General features: G+C 63.6%; 18 protein-coding genes. 10 read left to right on the top strand and 8 right to left on the bottom strand.

What is annotated here, in order from left to right; genetic code table 11:
- Positions 1 to 2: 2 nt before the first annotated feature.
- A complete protein-coding gene (exbD, locus tag AOQ71_RS37900) occupies positions 3 to 464 on the top strand; it encodes a TonB system transport protein ExbD (protein ID WP_057758227.1) in 462 nt (153 codons plus the stop codon).
- A gap of 10 nt (positions 465 to 474) precedes the next feature.
- Positions 475 to 1,266, top strand: coding sequence for an energy transducer TonB (locus AOQ71_RS37895; RefSeq protein WP_057758225.1), 792 nt, complete (start codon positions 475 to 477; stop codon positions 1,264 to 1,266).
- A gap of 11 nt (positions 1,267 to 1,277) precedes the next feature.
- Here the strand turns inward: AOQ71_RS37895 and AOQ71_RS37890 are convergent, their stop codons facing one another.
- The 3 genes from AOQ71_RS37890 to AOQ71_RS37880 form a co-directional block, all read right to left on the bottom strand.
- The gene (locus AOQ71_RS37890; RefSeq protein WP_057758223.1) at positions 1,278 to 1,700 is read right to left on the bottom strand and encodes a hypothetical protein; all 423 of its coding nucleotides are present in this window, start codon (positions 1,698 to 1,700) and stop codon (positions 1,278 to 1,280) included.
- A 72-nt stretch (positions 1,701 to 1,772) separates the two neighbouring features.
- Positions 1,773 to 2,453, bottom strand: a complete 681-nt coding sequence (locus tag AOQ71_RS37885) for a site-2 protease family protein (protein WP_057758221.1) — start codon at positions 2,451 to 2,453, stop codon at positions 1,773 to 1,775.
- A 68-nt stretch (positions 2,454 to 2,521) separates the two neighbouring features.
- Positions 2,522 to 3,388, bottom strand: coding sequence for a LysR family transcriptional regulator (locus AOQ71_RS37880; RefSeq protein WP_057758219.1), 867 nt, complete (start codon positions 3,386 to 3,388; stop codon positions 2,522 to 2,524).
- A 92-nt stretch (positions 3,389 to 3,480) separates the two neighbouring features.
- Between AOQ71_RS37880 and AOQ71_RS37875 the strand changes: the two genes are divergently transcribed.
- Positions 3,481 to 4,392 (top strand): DMT family transporter, encoded by a 912-nt coding sequence (locus tag AOQ71_RS37875; protein WP_057758217.1) that lies wholly within the window; start codon positions 3,481 to 3,483, stop codon positions 4,390 to 4,392.
- A 2-nt stretch (positions 4,393 to 4,394) separates the two neighbouring features.
- On the opposite strand, the gene AOQ71_RS37870 is transcribed toward AOQ71_RS37875, so the two are convergent.
- The 5 genes from AOQ71_RS37870 to gntR form a co-directional block, all read right to left on the bottom strand.
- The gene (locus tag AOQ71_RS37870) at positions 4,395 to 4,787 is read right to left on the bottom strand and encodes a GFA family protein (protein ID WP_057758215.1); all 393 of its coding nucleotides are present in this window, start codon (positions 4,785 to 4,787) and stop codon (positions 4,395 to 4,397) included.
- A 7-nt stretch (positions 4,788 to 4,794) separates the two neighbouring features.
- On the bottom strand, positions 4,795 to 5,541 hold the full coding sequence (locus tag AOQ71_RS37865; protein ID WP_057758212.1) for an SDR family NAD(P)-dependent oxidoreductase: 747 nt from the start codon (positions 5,539 to 5,541) through the stop codon (positions 4,795 to 4,797).
- A 20-nt stretch (positions 5,542 to 5,561) separates the two neighbouring features.
- Positions 5,562 to 6,293 (bottom strand): SDR family oxidoreductase, encoded by a 732-nt coding sequence (locus AOQ71_RS37860; protein ID WP_057758211.1) that lies wholly within the window; start codon positions 6,291 to 6,293, stop codon positions 5,562 to 5,564.
- A 126-nt stretch (positions 6,294 to 6,419) separates the two neighbouring features.
- The gene (locus AOQ71_RS37855; RefSeq protein WP_057758208.1) at positions 6,420 to 8,249 is read right to left on the bottom strand and encodes an IlvD/Edd family dehydratase; all 1,830 of its coding nucleotides are present in this window, start codon (positions 8,247 to 8,249) and stop codon (positions 6,420 to 6,422) included.
- A 127-nt stretch (positions 8,250 to 8,376) separates the two neighbouring features.
- Positions 8,377 to 9,474, bottom strand: coding sequence for an HTH-type transcriptional regulator GntR (gene gntR / locus AOQ71_RS37850; protein ID WP_057758206.1), 1,098 nt, complete (start codon positions 9,472 to 9,474; stop codon positions 8,377 to 8,379).
- 205 nt (positions 9,475 to 9,679) lie between these two features.
- Here gntR and AOQ71_RS37845 point away from each other — a divergent pair, with 205 nt between their 5' ends.
- The 7 genes from AOQ71_RS37845 to eda all read left to right on the top strand — a co-directional run bounded on the left by AOQ71_RS37845 (position 9,680) and on the right by eda (position 16,752).
- On the top strand, positions 9,680 to 10,741 hold the full coding sequence (locus AOQ71_RS37845; protein ID WP_057758204.1) for an ABC transporter ATP-binding protein: 1,062 nt from the start codon (positions 9,680 to 9,682) through the stop codon (positions 10,739 to 10,741).
- Positions 10,742 to 10,797: 56 nt separating this feature from the next.
- The gene (locus tag AOQ71_RS37840; RefSeq protein WP_057758202.1) at positions 10,798 to 12,111 is read left to right on the top strand and encodes an ABC transporter substrate-binding protein; all 1,314 of its coding nucleotides are present in this window, start codon (positions 10,798 to 10,800) and stop codon (positions 12,109 to 12,111) included.
- 65 nt (positions 12,112 to 12,176) lie between these two features.
- Positions 12,177 to 13,121 (top strand): carbohydrate ABC transporter permease, encoded by a 945-nt coding sequence (locus AOQ71_RS37835; RefSeq protein WP_083514782.1) that lies wholly within the window; start codon positions 12,177 to 12,179, stop codon positions 13,119 to 13,121.
- A gap of 2 nt (positions 13,122 to 13,123) precedes the next feature.
- A complete protein-coding gene (locus AOQ71_RS37830; protein ID WP_057758200.1) occupies positions 13,124 to 13,999 on the top strand; it encodes a carbohydrate ABC transporter permease in 876 nt (291 codons plus the stop codon).
- A 77-nt stretch (positions 14,000 to 14,076) separates the two neighbouring features.
- The gene (gene denD / locus AOQ71_RS37825) at positions 14,077 to 15,063 is read left to right on the top strand and encodes a D-erythronate dehydrogenase (protein ID WP_057758197.1); all 987 of its coding nucleotides are present in this window, start codon (positions 14,077 to 14,079) and stop codon (positions 15,061 to 15,063) included.
- A 29-nt stretch (positions 15,064 to 15,092) separates the two neighbouring features.
- On the top strand, positions 15,093 to 16,058 hold the full coding sequence (locus AOQ71_RS37820) for a sugar kinase (RefSeq protein WP_057759038.1): 966 nt from the start codon (positions 15,093 to 15,095) through the stop codon (positions 16,056 to 16,058).
- Between the two features lie 43 nt (positions 16,059 to 16,101).
- Complete coding sequence (eda, locus tag AOQ71_RS37815) at positions 16,102 to 16,752, top strand: bifunctional 4-hydroxy-2-oxoglutarate aldolase/2-dehydro-3-deoxy-phosphogluconate aldolase (RefSeq protein WP_057758195.1); 651 nt, start codon at positions 16,102 to 16,104, stop codon at positions 16,750 to 16,752.
- Positions 16,753 to 16,777: the final 25 nt, after the last annotated feature.

The following is a 16,777-nucleotide window of genomic DNA, read 5'->3' as shown; positions in this document are numbered from 1 at the left end:
CCATGGCTGTCTCGCTCACCGAGAATGATGACGACGACGATTTCTCCGAAACGCATGACATCAACGTCACGCCGTTCATCGACGTCATCCTGGTGCTGCTGATCATCTTCATGGTCGCAGCTCCGCTGTCGACGGTCGATCTGCCGATCGACCTGCCGACGTCGAGCGCGCAGCCGCAGAAGAAGCCGGACAAGCCGACCTATGTCAGCATCAAGCCCGATCTGACGCTGGCGATCGGAGAGAATCCGGTCAAGCGCACCGACCTCGTCAGCTCGCTCGATGCCGTCGCCGATATGAGCAAGGACAAATATCTGTTCCTGCGCGCCGACAAGGCGGTGCCGTACGGCGAGTTGATGGGCGTGATGGAAATCCTGCGATCCGGCGGCTATTCTCGGATCAAGCTGGTGGCGCTAGAGGCACCTCCTGCGGCGGCCGGGCCGGCGCAAGGGGCAGTCCAACCCTGATGGCGGTGCGATGACCGACCCTGTGTTCGAGGCAAAATCCTCGCGGCCGTTGTGGATCGTGGCCGCTGTCGTAGCGGTTGGCCTGCATCTTGGCGGGGCCGCGCTGGCGCTCGCCAACCTACGTGCCGATGACGGTGACGACGGCCTCGGCGTTAACGGCGCGGAATACGCCGTCGAAATGACCTCACCGAAGCTTCCCGAGACGGATCTGCCGCCCGGTCCGGACAGCGAAGCCTCGCAGTACCAGCCGCAGCAGATGCAGCAGCAGGCCGAGCTCAAGGAGACCGATCTGCCGAAGGAAATCCCTCAGGAGGCCGAGGATCCGGACCGCCTCGTCACCGAGAATGACTCCAAGAAGCCGGTGGAGGACACCACGAAGGTGGCCAAGGTCGAGACCCAGGCCGTCGAGGAGATGCCGAACGCCCAGGAATCGGCAAGGCAGGCACTGAACGAGGACGCGCGCGAGGACGAGAAGGCGGCCGCGCCCCATCAGGGTATCGGCAAGGACATCCGCAAGCTGACCGCCGAGTGGGGCAAGCGGATCAGCGCCTATTTCGAGATTCACAAGCGCTATCCCAAGGACAAGATCAAGACGACGACGGTCACGCTCAGCCTGGTCCTGAACCGGCGCGGCAATGTCGTGTCCGTCAATGTCGCGGAGTCCTCAGGGGATCCCGCCTTCGACGATGCGGCCATTTCCATGGTGCGCCGGTCGGATCCGGTGCCGGTTCCGCCGGCCGAGTTGACCGACGATCAATTCGCCTTCAGCCTGCCGGTGAATTTCAAGAAGCCGTCGAAATAGGCTGATAGCGCTCAGCGCCAGTAGAACTTGATCCCGACATAGACCACGACCAGGCAGGCGAAGATCAGCGCCACCGGCAGCGGGCGTTTCTGGGTTCCTCCGACCGTCGCCGCCCCGAAGAAGCCGGTCTTTTTCGGCTTGGGAGCCGGGCGCCGGAAAGCGGTAACATTGTCCCTTGCCGGTTCGGCCGGCCGCGTGCGGACGTCGGGCGGGTTCCCACCGCCGCCCATCTCAAGATAGTAGGATTTGTAGACCTCGGCGATGGCGGCCTCTGTCGCCTCAGCCTCGCTCATCCGCTCCAGCAGCTTCTTGTAGCCGTCCAGGAAGCCCTGTGCGTCAGGGGGCAGCGCCGACAACCCGTTCAGCTTGGCCATCATCTTCCAGGTGGCGAAATCGGCGCGGGCACGGGTGTCCGCGCGACGCGCGATCAGCATATCGGCAGCTTTGACCAAGTTGGCCTCTAGCCCTTCGGCTTTGTCTTCAGGGATATCAAGTTACTGTTTCAACTACGCATTGCCGGTGGCCAAGAGAACAGCTTGAATCACATAACCGGTCAACGTTCGCAGTATTGCTGAAATAACATCAAGATTTAGACCGAGCTGGGAACCCGCCAGCGGTAGCAAAATCAGAAGCCCGATCAGGATCATCATGCCGAACGGCTCGAGTCGTGACAGCGGCAGGGCGAGCGCGCGGGGCAACAGCCCGACCGCGACCCGTCCGCCGTCGAGCGGCGGTATCGGCATCATGTTGAAAACCGCCAGCACGGCGTTGATCAGCAGCGCATTCTTGAGATTGTCAAAGATCCATTGTGCGGAGCCTGCCGGCGCCAAGGGCAAAGCGTGGAGGGCGAGACCTGCGACCAGCGCCAGCAGGATGTTTGTGACGGGACCGGCGAGAGCGACCCAGACCATGTCCAGCTTCGGATGATTGAGCTTGCGAAAATTCACCGGCACGGGCTTGGCATAGCCGAACACGAACGGGGAATGCGCAAACAGCAGCATCGCCGGTAATATCAGCGTGCCGAACGGATCGATGTGCCTGGCAGGATTGAAGCTGACGCGCCCAAGCTGCCAGGCTGTGTCGTCGCCGAGCCGGTGCGCGACAAAACCGTGCGCGGCTTCATGGAAGGTGATGGCAAGCACCAGCGGCAGCACCCACACCGAGAGATCATAAAAGGAAACGTTCACGTCGCATCCAGCCTGTTTGTGCCTGTCGCCTTGCAGACGACCGTCAGGCGGTGCAGCAATGCTTCAGCTCAACATAGGGTGGCCCGTTCCGAAATGCCACGTTGCAGATGATCGGCGAGCAGTGCCGCCGGGCGCGATAGGCCGCGCGCGCAATGGAGGCGGATGTCCGCCACCGGCAGCGGCGGCAGGCCGTCGCGTAAGCCGAGAGGTCGAAGGCGGCGCGGCAGGGTGCCGGCCTTCACCACGGTCACCGCAAGGCCTTCCGCTGCGATCGATTCCACCGCCGCCGTCGTCCGGCTGACAAAGGCGAGCCGCCAGGGCCGGCCGGCGTGATCAAGTGCTTCCGCGGCCCATTGGCGGAACAGGCAGCCCGGCGGGTAGAGCGCGACGGGCAGGGTGTCTTCCGCCATGGCGCGACAAGCGGCGGCGGCTGCCCAGACGGCCTGCTCGCGCCGCAACAGCTCGCCCTCGCCACGCCCTTCCGGATGCATGGCGATGACGAGGTCATAGCCCTCGCCGAGGCGGGCCGGCATGGTGGCGGTCAGCCCGGTCTCGACCTCGACCCTGACGGTCGGATGATTCTTGGCAAAGCTCGCCAGCAGCGGCGGAACGACGATCGTGCCATAATCGTCCATCACGCCGAGGCGAATGACCGCCTCGGGCTTGCGCGCGCGCAAGGCGTCGACCGCTTCCGCATGAAGGGCAAGGATACGCTGGGCATAGGCGCGCAGCTCTTTGCCCGCGGCGGTCTGCACGATGCCGTCCCGATTGCGCTGAAACAACTTTGTGCCGAGCCGCTGCTCGAGGCGCCGGACCTGCACGCTCACCGCCGACTGTGTGCGGTTGAGCCGATCGGCCGCGCGCGTGAACGAGCGATGCTCGGCGACGGCGAGAAAAGCCCTCAGCAGATCGGGATCGAGGTCGGGCGCGGTCATGACGGAACGTTATCCCAGTATGACGGAAATTCCATTCTCAGTTTTGGCACGGCCCGTATGCTGTTCGTCAGCGCGTTCGTCAGGGAGCAATCGTGAGCGAGATTTTCGGCGTTCTGGCCGCGGTGCTGTCGAGCGCGCTGGGCGGCACCTCGATTGGCGCGACGCGCTATCTCGTCGGCAGCATCGATCCGCTGGCGATTGGCTCATTCCGGTTTGGCATTGGCTTTCTGCTGCTACTGCCGCTGACCCTGCTGCGCGGCGACCGCTGGCCGGAGCGCGATGACTGGGCGGCTACCGTCGGCCTCGGCATATTGTTTTTCGCGCTGTTTCCAATCCTGTTCAATGCATCGCTGATCTTCACGACGGCCGCGCGCGGCGCGCTCGCGCTATCGACGTTGCCACTGTTGTCGCTAGTGATTGGCGCCGCGCTCGGCAGCGAAGCCCTGACCTGGCGCAAGTCAATTGGTGTCGTGGTGGCAACATCAGGCGTTGCCGTCGCGCTTCTCTCTGACTTGAGCTCGGCGCCGTCAGGGGCCTGGCGCGGTGATCTTCTGATGATGGCGGCTGCGCTGTGCATGGCGCTGTATGGTATCTGGTCGAAGCCGCTGATCCGGCGCTCCAGCCCGATCGGGTTTACGACCATGAGCATGGCCGCGGGCGGTCTCTGCCTCATCCTGCTTTCAAGTTTTCGAGGCAGCTTCGCGCCGGTTGCAGATTTCGGCACGCCCCAATGGCTGGCTGCGCTTTATCTCGGGGCCTTCGGCGCGGCGCTGACCTTCTATCTCTGGGCCTTCGCGCTGGAGCGGACCACGCCGACGCGCGTGGCGATTTCGGTCACGGTCAATCCGATCACGGCATCGCTGGTCGGCGCATGGCTGCTGCATGAGCCGCTGCGCTGGAATCTCGCGGCCGGCATTGTCGCGGTGTTCGCAGGGATTTGGTTAGCCACGACAACGGGAAAGCGCGTGCAGGCGGCAAGCATCACCGTTTCAAGGCAGCCCTGACCTCAGGCCGGGATCGTCGTCTCATACTGCGTCAGGCCGTCGTCGAGTTTCACCCAGGCGAGCTTTTCCGAGACCCAGATGTGCTCGGTCGGCGCGAAGGCGTTGCGGTCGTCGAAGGTCGCAAGCGCGACGCCGGCCAGTGTGCCGTTGCGCCGCCAGGAGAACAGCCGCGTGCCGCAGGTCTTGCAGAACACGCGGTCGATCGCCTCGGACGACTTGTAGCGGCCGGTCTCACCCTCGACTGTCAGCGCCTTCTGGTCGAACTGGGCGCGGGCGAAATAGGGCGAGCCCATCGCCTTCTGGCACATGCGGCAGTGACAGATGCGCACGTTCAGCGGTTCGCCCTCCGCCTTGAACCGTACTGCGCCGCACAGGCATCCACCTTCCCGGATCATGGTGTCCTCAATAGGTTGCCCGTCCACCCGAGATATCGAACACCGCGCCGGTCGAGAACGCGCAGTCTTCGGATGCGAGCCACGCGACCATCGCCGCCAGTTCTTCCACCAGCACGAAGCGCGCTTTCGGGATTTTAGACAGCATGAAATCGATATGCTGCTGCGTCATCTGGTCGAAGATCGCGGTCTTGGCCGCCGCCGGCGTCACCGCATTCACGAGAATATCATGCGCGGCGAGCTCCTTGCCGAGCGATTTCGTCAGCGCGATCAGGCCAGCCTTGGAGGCCGAATAGTGCGAGGCGTTGGGATTGCCTTCCTTGCCGGCGATCGAGGCGATGTTCACGATCCGCCCGTATTTCTGCTTGAGCATCACGGGCACGATGGCCTTGCAGACGATGAAGGGGCCGTCGAGGTTGATGCGCAGGACTTTCCGCCATTCCTCCAGATCGGTCTCCCAGACCGGCTTGTTGATGCCGGCGATGCCGGCATTGTTGACGAGGATGTCGATCCTGCCGAAGGCGGCGAGCGTCCCATCGCGGGCCTGCTCGACGCCTGCGGTGTCGGTGACGTCGACCTTGAAGACGCGGACGTTGTCGCCGATCTCCGCGGCGGTCTTCTCCGCCAAGTCTGAATCAAAGTCCCAGATTGCGACCCTGGCGCCGGAAGCGACGAAGCGCTCGGTGATGGCGCGGCCAAAGCCCTGCGCGCCGCCAGTGACGACGGCGACACGGTCGTTGAGATCAATCTTGTTCATCAGATGTGATCCGGTGGGCGTCAGAGCATGTAGCCGCCGTCAACCACGAGGTCGACACCGGTGGTGAAGGCGCTCTCGTCGCTGCCGAGATAGACCGCCATGGATGCGATCTCCTCGGCAGTGCCGAGCCGGCCCATCTTCTGGCGCGAGATGAACATCTCCTTGCCCTGCGGCCCTTGCGCGGCGGCGCGGTCGAGCATCGAGGGGGTCTCGACGGTGCCGGGGCAGATCGCGTTGCAACGGATGCCCTTGGTGATGAAGTCCAGCGCGACCGCGCGCGACAGCAGCGACACCGCGGCCTTGGATGAGCTGTAAACGTAGCGGTTCGCCGGCGGCCGCAGCGCCGCGCAGGACGAGATGTTGACGATGCTGCCGCCGCCGCCGGCGATCATGTCAGGCAGGAAGGCCTTGATGGTCCGGTGCATCGACTTGACGTTGAGGTCGAACGAGAAATCGAAATCCTCTTCCGAGCAATCCAGGATGGTCCCGTGGTGCACGAAGCCGGCCGCGTTGAGCAGGATGTCGATCTTGCCGACACGTTTTGCAAAAGCGTTGACGTCGGCCGTGTTGCGGACGTCGAGTTTCGCCACTTCGGCGACGCCCTCCCTGGTCAGGCCTGCGATGCCCGCCTCGTTGATGTCGGTGGCGATGACGGTTGCGCCCTCACGCGCGAATGCGAGCGCGCATGCGCGCCCGATGCCTGCGGCTGCAGCCGTGACGACGGCGCGCTTGCCCTTGAGGCGGTTGGCCATGGTGTTCTCCCTTTGAGTTGGTCATTCCGGGGCGCCTCTTGGCGCGAGCCCGGAATCCATTGTGCGGCAAAGTTTGTGGATTGATGGATTCCGGGCTCGCGCTGCGCGCGCCCCGGAATGACAACGTCAGTGATTATCCCGCGGCACGCCAAACGCCGAGGCGACGTTCTGGTAGCGCGTGGCGAGCTCCATGCAGGCGCCGGTCGATTGCTGGCCGACAGTGCTACGATAGATCTCCTGCCACGGCGTCTGGTTCGGCGGATGCTTGAAGCCGCCGGCGGCCTTCAGCTCGGCATGGCGCTTCTTCAGTTCCTCCTCGGAGATGAGGATGTTGGCGCTGCCCTTGTTGAGGTCGATGCGGACCTTGTCGCCGGTCCTGAGGATCGCGAGGCCGCCGTTGGCGGCGGCTTCCGGCGAGGCGTTCAGGATGGACGGCGAGCCCGAGGTGCCGGACTGACGGCCATCGCCGATGCAGGGCAGGGACAGGATGCCGCGTTTGATCAGCGCCGCCGGCGGCTGCATGTTCACGACCTCGGCACCACCGGGGTAGCCGATCGGGCCGGTGCCGCGGATGAACAGCACGCAATGCTCGTCGATGTCGAGCGAGGCATCGTCGATCCGCGCGTGATAATCCTCCGGCCCCTCGAACACGACGGCGCGGCCCTCGAAGGCGTTCAGATCCTTCGGGTTGCTCAAGTAGCGATCGCGAAACTCCTTGGAGATCACCGAGGTCTTCATGATCGCAGAATCGAACAGATTGCCCCTCAGCACCAGGAAGCCGGCGTCCTTCACCAGCGGCTTGTCGTAGGCCCAGATCACGTCGTTGTCGGGCGCCGGCGCATTCTTGCAATTATCGCCGATGCCGCGGCCGTTGACGGTGACCGCGTCCTCATGGATGCGCTTGTGCTTCATCAATTCGCGCACCACCGCGGGCACGCCGCCGGCGCGGTGGAATTCCTCGCCAAGATAGAATCCGGCCGGCTGCATGTTGACCAGCAGCGGCACGTCGTGGCCGATTTTCTGCCAGTCGTCGATCGACAGCTCGACGCCGATGTGTCGTGCCAACGCGTTGATGTGGATCGGCGCGTTGGTCGAGCCGCCGATCGCCGAATTGATGACGATGCAGTTCTCGAACGCCTTGCGGGTCAGGATGTCCGACGGCTTGAGGTCTTCCCAGACCATCTCGACAATACGTTTTCCCGTCTCATAGGCGATCTGGCCGCGCTCGCGATAGGGAGCGGGGATGGCCGCGCAGCCCGGCAGCGAGAAGCCGAGCGCTTCGGCAAGGCCGTTCATGGTCGAGGCCGTGCCCATGGTGTTGCAATGGCCGACCGACGGCGCCGAGGACGCCACGATCTCCATGAACTCTTCATAGTCGATCTCGCCGGCGGCGAGCCGCTCGCGCGACTTCCAGACGATGGTGCCGGAGCCGGTGCGCTCGCCATTGTGCCAGCCGTTCAGCATGGGCCCGCCCGACAGCACGATCGCGGGCAGGTTGACGGTCGCCGCCGCCATCATGCAGGCCGGCGTGGTCTTGTCGCAGCCGGTGGTCAGCACCACGCCGTCGAGCGGGTAGCCGTAGAGCACCTCGACCAGGCCGAGATAAGCGAGGTTGCGGTCCAGCGCCGCGGTCGGGCGCTTGCCGGTCTCCTGGATCGGGTGGGTCGGGAATTCCATCGCAATGCCGCCGGCCTCGCGGATGCCCTCGCGGACGCGGTGGGCCAGCTCGATATGGTGGCGGTTGCAGGGCGACAGGTCGTTGCCGGTCTGGGCGATACCGATGATCGGCTTGCCGGATTGCAGCTCGGCGCGGGTGAGGCCGAAATTCAGGTAGCGCTCCATATAGAGCGCGGTCATGCCCGGATTATGCGGATTGTTGAACCAGTCCTGCGAGCGAAGATGGCGGCGGGTGCCGTTGCCGGCGGGCGCGTGCCCATTGGTTGGGTTTTTTGTCATGGGTTTCTCCTTCAATGCAAACGCACGGTCCGACGTTCGGGATGTCGATCGGTGCGCTGCCCGGCAGCGCGAGCATGGTCAGACGGCCCGCCTGCTGGCGAACATTTCCTCATGGTTGGGATACTACTCACGGGTCGTTGGTAACGCTATCATTTTGTACGGCGGCCACCCATTCGCCCGCGCGGGGGCTCGCCGTCGGCCGCTGTGCTTGCGAACTCTGTCGTTCGATCACCGTGAAGCCGAGATCGAGCACGGGCTTTTCAGGGCGCTTTCCCTCGATCGCCTCGATCAGCATCGCGGCAGCCGTGCTGCCCATCTCGTAACGATTGGTCCGCACGCTCGTCAGCGTCGGCACCGAGGAGGCCATGAATTCGAGGTCGTTGAAGCCGACGATCGCGATCTGATCGGGGACCGGGATCTCGCGCCGGCGGCATTCGAAGAGAACGCCGAGCGCGAGGTCGTCATTGGCGCAGAACACCGCGTCGATGGCGGGCTCGCGCGCGATTAGATCGGCGAACAGCGCGCCGCCAAGCGTCACCGAGGTCGGCGTTGCCGTCGTCACGGTCAGTCTTTGGTCGAACAGGCCGGCCTCTTTCATGGCTGCGGCGTAGCCGTCGAGCCGGCGCTGCACCCGGGGATCCATGCGGGCGCCGACGAAGCCGATCCTGCGGTGGCCTTGCGCGAACAAATGGGCAATTGCCGCGCGCGCCGCATCATAATGAGAGAAGCCGATCATCATGTCGACCGGATTGGGCCCGATTTCCATGATCTGCACGATCGGGCAGTCGGCCGCCTCAAGCATCGCGCGGGACTCGGTGGTCTGGTCGATGCCGGTGACGATCAGTCCTGCGGGCTTCTGTGCCAGAAACAGCCGCAGCAGCTTCTCCTCCTGGAGAATGGAGTAGCGCGTGTTGGACAGCTGGATCGAGTAACGGCTGCCTTCGGACGCGTCATAGATGCCGCGCAGCACATCGGAAAACACGTTGTTGGTCAGCGACGGAATCAAGACCCCGATCACTTCGGTGCGCTGCGAGGCCAGCGCACGTGCAGCAAGGTTGGGCACATAGCCGAGCTCCCGGGCCGCGCTTTCGACCCGCGTTCGCTTGGCGACCGACAACGCCTCGGGATTGCGGAAGAAGCGCGACGCCGTGATCGGGCTGACGCCGGCCAGCTCGGCGACTTCCGCTAACCGAATCTTGCCAGACTTGGTGCGCTTTCGACCCATTTGTTGCTCATAACACAGCCATTCCCGCAAACAAAGGATCGTTGACAGCGCTACCAGCAACGACTAACCAAAGACAAATTGCCAAACCCGCACAAACTGCTGACAATGTCGCCTGTTACAAGGGGCTTCGGGTCAGCGAAGTTCAGAAAAAACAAGACGGTGGCGGCGCTGCAGATGTGTCGTTTCGGTCGGAGGAGGGAGCTAGATGTCGTCTGTGCAAATCCGCGACGTGCGGAAATCGTTCGGCAATTTTGAGGTCCTGCACGGCGTCTCGATCCCGATCGAGGATGGCCAGTTCGTCGTCCTGGTTGGCCCCTCCGGCTGCGGCAAGTCGACGCTGCTGCGCATGCTCGCAGGCCTCGAGAACGTCACCTCAGGCACGATCTCGATCGGCGATCGCGTCGTCAACAATGTCCAGCCCAAGGAGCGGGACATTGCGATGGTGTTCCAGAATTACGCGCTCTATCCGCACATGACCGTCGCCGAGAACATGGGCTTCTCGCTGAAGCTGCGGAACGCCGGCTCGGACGAGATCGGCAAGCGGGTCAAGCGCGCCGCTGAAATTCTTGCCTTGACGCCGTTGCTCGACCGCTACCCGCGCCAGCTCTCGGGCGGCCAGCGCCAGCGCGTCGCCATGGGCCGCGCCATCGTGCGCGATCCCCAGGTCTTCCTGTTCGACGAGCCGTTGTCGAACCTCGACGCCAAGCTGCGCGTCGCCATGCGCACCGAGATCAAGGAGCTGCACCAGCGGCTCAAGACCACCACCGTTTACGTCACCCACGATCAGATCGAGGCCATGACCATGGCCGACAAGATCGTCGTGATGCATGACGGCATCGTCGAGCAGATGGGCACGCCGCTCGAGCTCTATGACCGGCCGGAAAACCAGTTCGTCGCCGGCTTCATTGGCTCACCGGCCATGAATTTCCTGAAGGGGCATATCCGCGTCAACGGCGTTGCGACCTTCGAGGGACCAAACGGCGTCAAGCTGCCGCTCAAGAACGCGCCGGCTGCCTCGGACGGCAAGCCCGTGGTTTACGGCGTCCGTCCCGAGCATTTCACCATTGCCGATGACGGCGCCGACGCCGAGATCGTCGTGGTCGAGCCGACCGGCTCGGAGACGCAGGTGTTTGCGAAGCTCGGGGGCGAGCAGGTCGTCGCGGTCTTCCGCGAGCGCCACCAGTTCAATCCAGGCGACAAGGTCAAGCTGAAGCCCGATCCGGGCGTGATCCACTTGTTTGACGAGGCGACAGGCAAACGCCTGTAGTGGCGTTTCTTGATTTAAGACGACCCAAAGACAATTAAAAAATCAGGGAGAGAACGATGAGCGATTTCGACAGGCGAAGTGTGCTTAAGGCCGGCCTGGGCGGCGCAGCATTGCTGGCCGGCCCGGGTGTCGTCCCGGTGCGCGCGGCCGAGTGGACCAACAAGCCCGAGCCGAACGCCTCCATCCGTGTCTTGCGCTGGAAGCAATTCATCCAGGCCGAGTACGACAAGTTCGCCGAGCAGACCAAGAAGTTCGCCGAGACCACCGGCGTCAAGGTCAAGCTCGAGGCCGAGAGCTGGGATGACATTCGCCCCAAGGCGGCAGTGGCCGCCAATGTCGGCGCCGGTCCCGACCTCATCATCGGCACGCTGGACGATGCCCACAAATTTCCCGAGAAGCTGATCGACGTCACCGACGTCGCGAATTATCTCGGCGCAAAATATGGCGGTTGGTATCCGGTCGCCGAGAAATACGGCAAGAAGGGCAATAGCTGGATCGCCATTCCCCAGGGCGCCACCGGCGGCTGCATGAACTACCGGATCAGCCACATGAAGGCCGCCGGATTCGAAGAGTTTCCGAAGGATCTGCCCGGCTTCCTCAAGCTCTGCCAGAATCTGAAGAAGAACAACACCCCGGCAGGATTCGCGCTGGGACATGCGACAGGCGACGCCAATGGCTGGGTCCATTGGCTGCTCTGGGCGCATGGCGGCAAGCTCGTCAACGAGAAGAACGAGGTGGTGATCGAGTCGCCGGAAACGATCGCCGCGCTGGAATACGTCAAGCAACTGTATCCGACCTTCATCCCGGGCGTGTTGTCGTGGAACGATTCCAACAACAACAAGGCCTACCTGTCCGGCGAACTCAGCTTGACCCTGAATGGCATCTCGATCTGGACGGTCGGCAAGAATTCCCCGGATCCGAAGCAGCAGGAGATCGCCAAGGATACGGATCACGCAGCCCTGCCCATCGGTCCGGTCGGCAAGCCGACCGAGCAACAGAACATCGTGATCGCCTACGGTTACAAATACTCGAAATATCCGAACGCGGTGAAAGAGTTTCTCCGTTTCATGTGGGAAAAGGAGAACTACGACGCCTGGGAGGTTGCCTCCAACGGCTACGTCGCGCCGCCGCTACCGGCCTACAACGACAATCCGGTCTGGACTTCCGACCCGAAGATCACGCCGTTCCGTGATTGCTTGAAGCGTTGCCTTGACAACGGCTATGCCGGCGATCTCGGCTACGCCTCCGCGGCGGTGATGGGCGACTTCGTCCTCGTCGACATGTTCGCGGAAGCAGCCACCGGTTCTGCGACGCCGAAAGAGGCTGCGGCGCGCGCAGCCGAGCGTGCCAAGCGCTACTACCAGGTCTGATCCGCACCTTCAGCGCAGCGTCCGGCGTGCCGGACGCTGCTGCTATTTGTCTAGGGGAGTCCGATATGGCCGTCTTGGCGGAGCCAATCGCGCAGCCGAAACGCAGCAGCCTGTGGTCGAGGGCATTTGAGAGCCGTAACTGCCTCGGCGCGATGTTCATGGTGCCGGCCGTGGCCATCCTGGTCCTGTTCCTGGCCTATCCGCTCGGGCTCGGTTTGTATCTCGGCCTGACCGATACCAAGATCGGAGGGGCAGGGCGCTTCATCGGGTTCGGCAATTTCGTTTCCCTTGCCAAGGACTCGGTGTTCTGGCTCTCGGTGTTCAACACGATTTTCTATACGGTGACCGCCAGCATCGTGAAGTTCGCGATCGGACTTTATCTGGCGCTGCTGCTCAACGAGCGGCTGCCATTCAAGTCGATGATCCGCGCCATCGTGCTATTGCCCTTCGTGGTGCCGACCGTGTTGTCGGCGATCGCGTTCTGGTGGATCTATGACAGCCAGTTCTCGATCGTCTCCTGGGTGCTGATCAAGGCGGGGCTTCTGACCCGCTACATCGATTTCCTGGGCGATCCCTGGAATGCGCGCTGGTCGGTCGTGATCGCCAATATCTGGCGCGGCGTGCCGTTCGTGGCGATCACGCTGCTGGCGGGATTGCAGACTATCTCGCCCTCGCTCTACGAGGCCGCCAATCTCGATGGCGCCACCAATCTGCAGCGCTTCCGCCACATCACGCTGCCGATGCTGTCGCCGATCATCGCGGTCGTGATGACATTCTCGGTGCTGATGACGTTCACCGACTTCCAGCTGATCTACACCATCACGCGCGGCGGGCCGATCAACGCCACGCATCTGATGGCGACGCTGTCGTTTCAGCGCGCGATCACCGGTGGCAATCTCGGCGAGGGAGCGGCGATCTCCAATGCGATGATCCCGTTCCTGGTCGCCGCGATCCTGCTCAGCTTCTTCGGGCTTCAGCGCTCACGCTGGCAACAGGGCGGGAGGGACTGACCATGACCACCGTGGACGACCAAAGCGTCGGAATGGACTATCTGGAGAGCTTTCCGAAGAAGTTTCTCCGGGTCTACGTCCCGCTCGGCCTGATCATCTTCTTCCTGTTGTTTCCGTTCTACTGGATGGCGGTGACGACGTTCAAACCAGATGCGGAGATGTACGATTACGAGAAGTACAATCCGTTCCTGATTGCCCATCCGACGCTCGAGCACATCAAGAAGCTGTTCGTGGACACCGACTATCCGCTGTGGATGTGGAACACGGTGATCGTCTCGGTGTCCTCGACCTTCATCTCGCTGTTCGCCAGCGTCTGCGCGGCCTATGCGATCGAGCGGCTCCGTTACACCGGCTCGCGCTATGTCGGCCTCGCCATCTTCCTCGGCTATCTCGTGCCGCCCTCGATCCTGTTCATTCCGCTGGCGGCGATCGTGTTCCAGCTGGGCCTGTTTGACGGCAATCTGGCGCTGATCCTGACCTACCCGACCTTCCTGATCCCGTTCTGCACCTGGCTGCTGATGGGCTACTTCCGCACCATCCCCTATGAGCTGGAGGAATGCGCGCTGATCGATGGGGCGACGCGGCTGCAGATCCTGGTCAAGATCACGCTGCCGCTGTCGCTGCCGGGGGTCATTTCGGCCGGCATCTTCGCCTTCACCTTGTCCTGGAACGAGTTCATCTACGCGCTGACCTTCATCTCCTCCTCGGAGAACAAGACCATTCCGGTCGGCGCCATCACGGAGCTCGTCAACGGCGACGTCTACCATTGGGGCGCCCTGATGGCGGCGGCCCTGACCGGCTCGGTCCCCGTAGTTATCCTTTATTCCTTCTTCGTAGAGTATTATGTGTCGGCGATGACAGGCGCGGTGAAGGAATGACCAGCGGGGCCTGCCTGGGAACGCGCCAGCATCTTCCAAGAGCGGCGCGTTCCGGCCAATAAGAAGGAGTTAAGCTCTTGCACATTCTGGTTCTGGGCGCTGCCGGCATGGTCGGCCGCAAATTGTGTGAACGTCTCTTGCGCGACGGCCGGCTCGGCAAGAGCGACATCACCAAGATGACCATGCATGACGTGGTCGAGCCCAGGAAGCCGGAGAAGGCGGGTTTTGCCGTCGAGACGGTCTCGGGCGATTTTGCCGTGCCGGGCGCTGCCGAGAAGCTGATCGCCGGCCGTCCCGATGTGATCTTCCATCTCGCCGCCATCGTCTCGGGCGAGGCCGAGCTCGATTTCGACAAGGGCTACCGCATCAATCTCGATGGCACGCGGATGCTGCTCGACGCCATCCGCCTGGTCGGCGGCGGCTACAAGCCGCGCGTGGTGTTCACGTCGTCGATCGCGGTGTTCGGCGCCCCGTTCCCGGATGCGATCGGCGACGAGTTCTTCCAGACCCCGCTGCTCAGCTACGGGACACAGAAGGCGATCGGCGAGCTCCTCCTCGCGGATTATTCGCGCCGCGGCTTCCTCGACGGCATCGGCATTCGCCTGCCGACCATCTGCATCCGGCCTGGCCTGCCCAACAAAGCGGCATCAGGCTTCTTCTCCAATATCCTCCGTGAGCCGCTCGCCGGCAAGGAAGCGGTGCTCCCGGTGTCGGAGGATGTCCGCCACTGGCACGCGACGCCGCGCTCGGCGGTCGGCTTCCTGCTCCACGCCGGCACCATGGACCTCGCCACGGTCGGCCCGCGCCGCAATCTGACGATGCCGGGCCTGTCGGCCACCGTCGGCGAGCAGATCGCCGCCTTGAAGCGCGTTGCCGGCGAGAAGGTCGTTGCCCGCATCAAGCGGGAGCCCGATCCTTTCATTGTCGGTATCGTCGGGGGCTGGCCGCGCAATTTCAACCCAAAGCGGGCGCTCGAGCTCGGCTTCACCACGGCCGAGAAGACCTTTGACGACATCATCCGCATTCACATCGAAGACGAGCTCGGCGGCAACTTCGTCGCCTGACGTAACTGATGAACAGCGTGGATATGACGATGGCGAGCGTGGCTTGCATCGGTGAATGCATGGTCGAGCTTCGACAGGCTCAGGGTGGGCAGGCAGGGCAGGGCGGTGGCCTGTTCTCGCGCGGCTTCGGCGGCGACACGCTCAACACAGCGGTGTATCTGGCGCGGCTCGACGTCAAGGTCGACTATTTCACCGCGCTCGGCGACGATGCGATGAGCGAGGAGATGATTGCGGCCTGGAACGCCGAAGGCGTCGGCACAAGGCGCGTGGTGCGGCTGCCGGGCAAGCTGCCCGGCCTCTACATGATCCAGCTCGATGCCAAGGGCGAGCGCCAGTTCTACCACTGGCGCGACAGCGCGGCGGCGCGGCAACTCATGACCCTGCCGGAGACCGACGAACTGCTCAACTCGCTGATGAGCTACGACATCGTCTATCTCTCCGCGATCACGCTCTCGATCTACGATCAGGCCGGGCGCGACCGCCTGTTCGCGGCGATCAAGCGCGCCCGCCTGCTCGGCACCCGCTTCGTGTTCGACACCAATTTCCGCGCACGCGGCTGGCCCGATCGCGACATTGCCCGCGAGGTGTTTTCTGCGGCCTTTGCCGCGGCCGACATCGTGCTGACGTCGGCCGAGGATCTGCTCGCGCTCTATCCCGGCGAAAGTCCTGAGCAATTGATGGCGCGCATCCCGACGCCGGAGCTGGTGTTCCGGCTCGCGGAGCCCGTCAGCCGGCTGCGCTACCCGGGTGGTACCAGCGAGGTCCGCGCTGAACCCATGACAAAGCCCGTCGTCGACACCACGGCGGCCGGTGACAGTTTTGCCGCAGCCTATATCGCGGCCCGCCTCGGTGGTTCCGATCCGGTCGAGGCGGCCCAATCGGGCCATCGCCTCGCCAGTCTCGTGATCTGCTATCCCGGCGCCATCATTCCGGGCTATGCCATGCCGCCGAAGAAGCGGCACCGGCCTGCGACCACACGCCAAGCCACGAAGTAGAGCCACGAAGTAACGCGACCAAGTCAACGAAAAGACCCAGAAGATGCCCACTGCTGCCCAACAGAACCACCTCGTCGCGCTGTTCAAGGCTGCGACCGTCATTCCCGTCCTCACCATCGACCGGATCCAGGATGCCGTGCCGCTGGCAAAAGCCCTGGTGGCCGGCGGCGTCCGCACGCTGGAGGTGACCATGCGCACCCCTGTCGCGATCGAGGCGGCGCGGGCGATGATGGCCGAGGTCCCCGACGCAGTGGTCGGCATCGGCACCATCCTCAATCCGGCTGACTTCACCCGGGTCGAGAAGCTCGGCGTCGCCTTCGGCATCAGCCCGGGCCTGACCCCCGACCTCCTCAAGGTCGCCGCCGACAGCTCCCTGCCGTTTGCACCGGGCATCGCGACCGCCTCCGAGCTGATGACGGCGCTATCCTACGGCTTCGACGTCGCAAAATTCTTCCCGGCCGAGCAGGCCGGCGGCATCAAGGGCTTGCGCTCGCTTGGCGGGCCCTTCCCTAACGTCCGGTTCTGCCCGACCGGTGGGGTCGGCGAGGCCAATGCGGCGACCTGGCTCGCCGAGCCCAATGTGGTCTGTGTCGGTGGTTCCTGGCTGTGCCCGACGGCGGAGATCAGGGCGGGGAACTGGGCCGGCATAACTGCCATCTGCCAGCGCACCCTCCATGCCCTTAAACCCGCGTGAAGTCTTGCCATCCCTGGGCTAAGAC

The organism is Bradyrhizobium manausense (assembly GCF_001440035.1).
Taxonomy (GTDB): domain Bacteria; phylum Pseudomonadota; class Alphaproteobacteria; order Rhizobiales; family Xanthobacteraceae; genus Bradyrhizobium; species Bradyrhizobium manausense.
The sequence above is the reverse complement of the archived record's forward strand: the minus strand, read 5'-3'. Positions and strand labels throughout refer to the sequence as shown.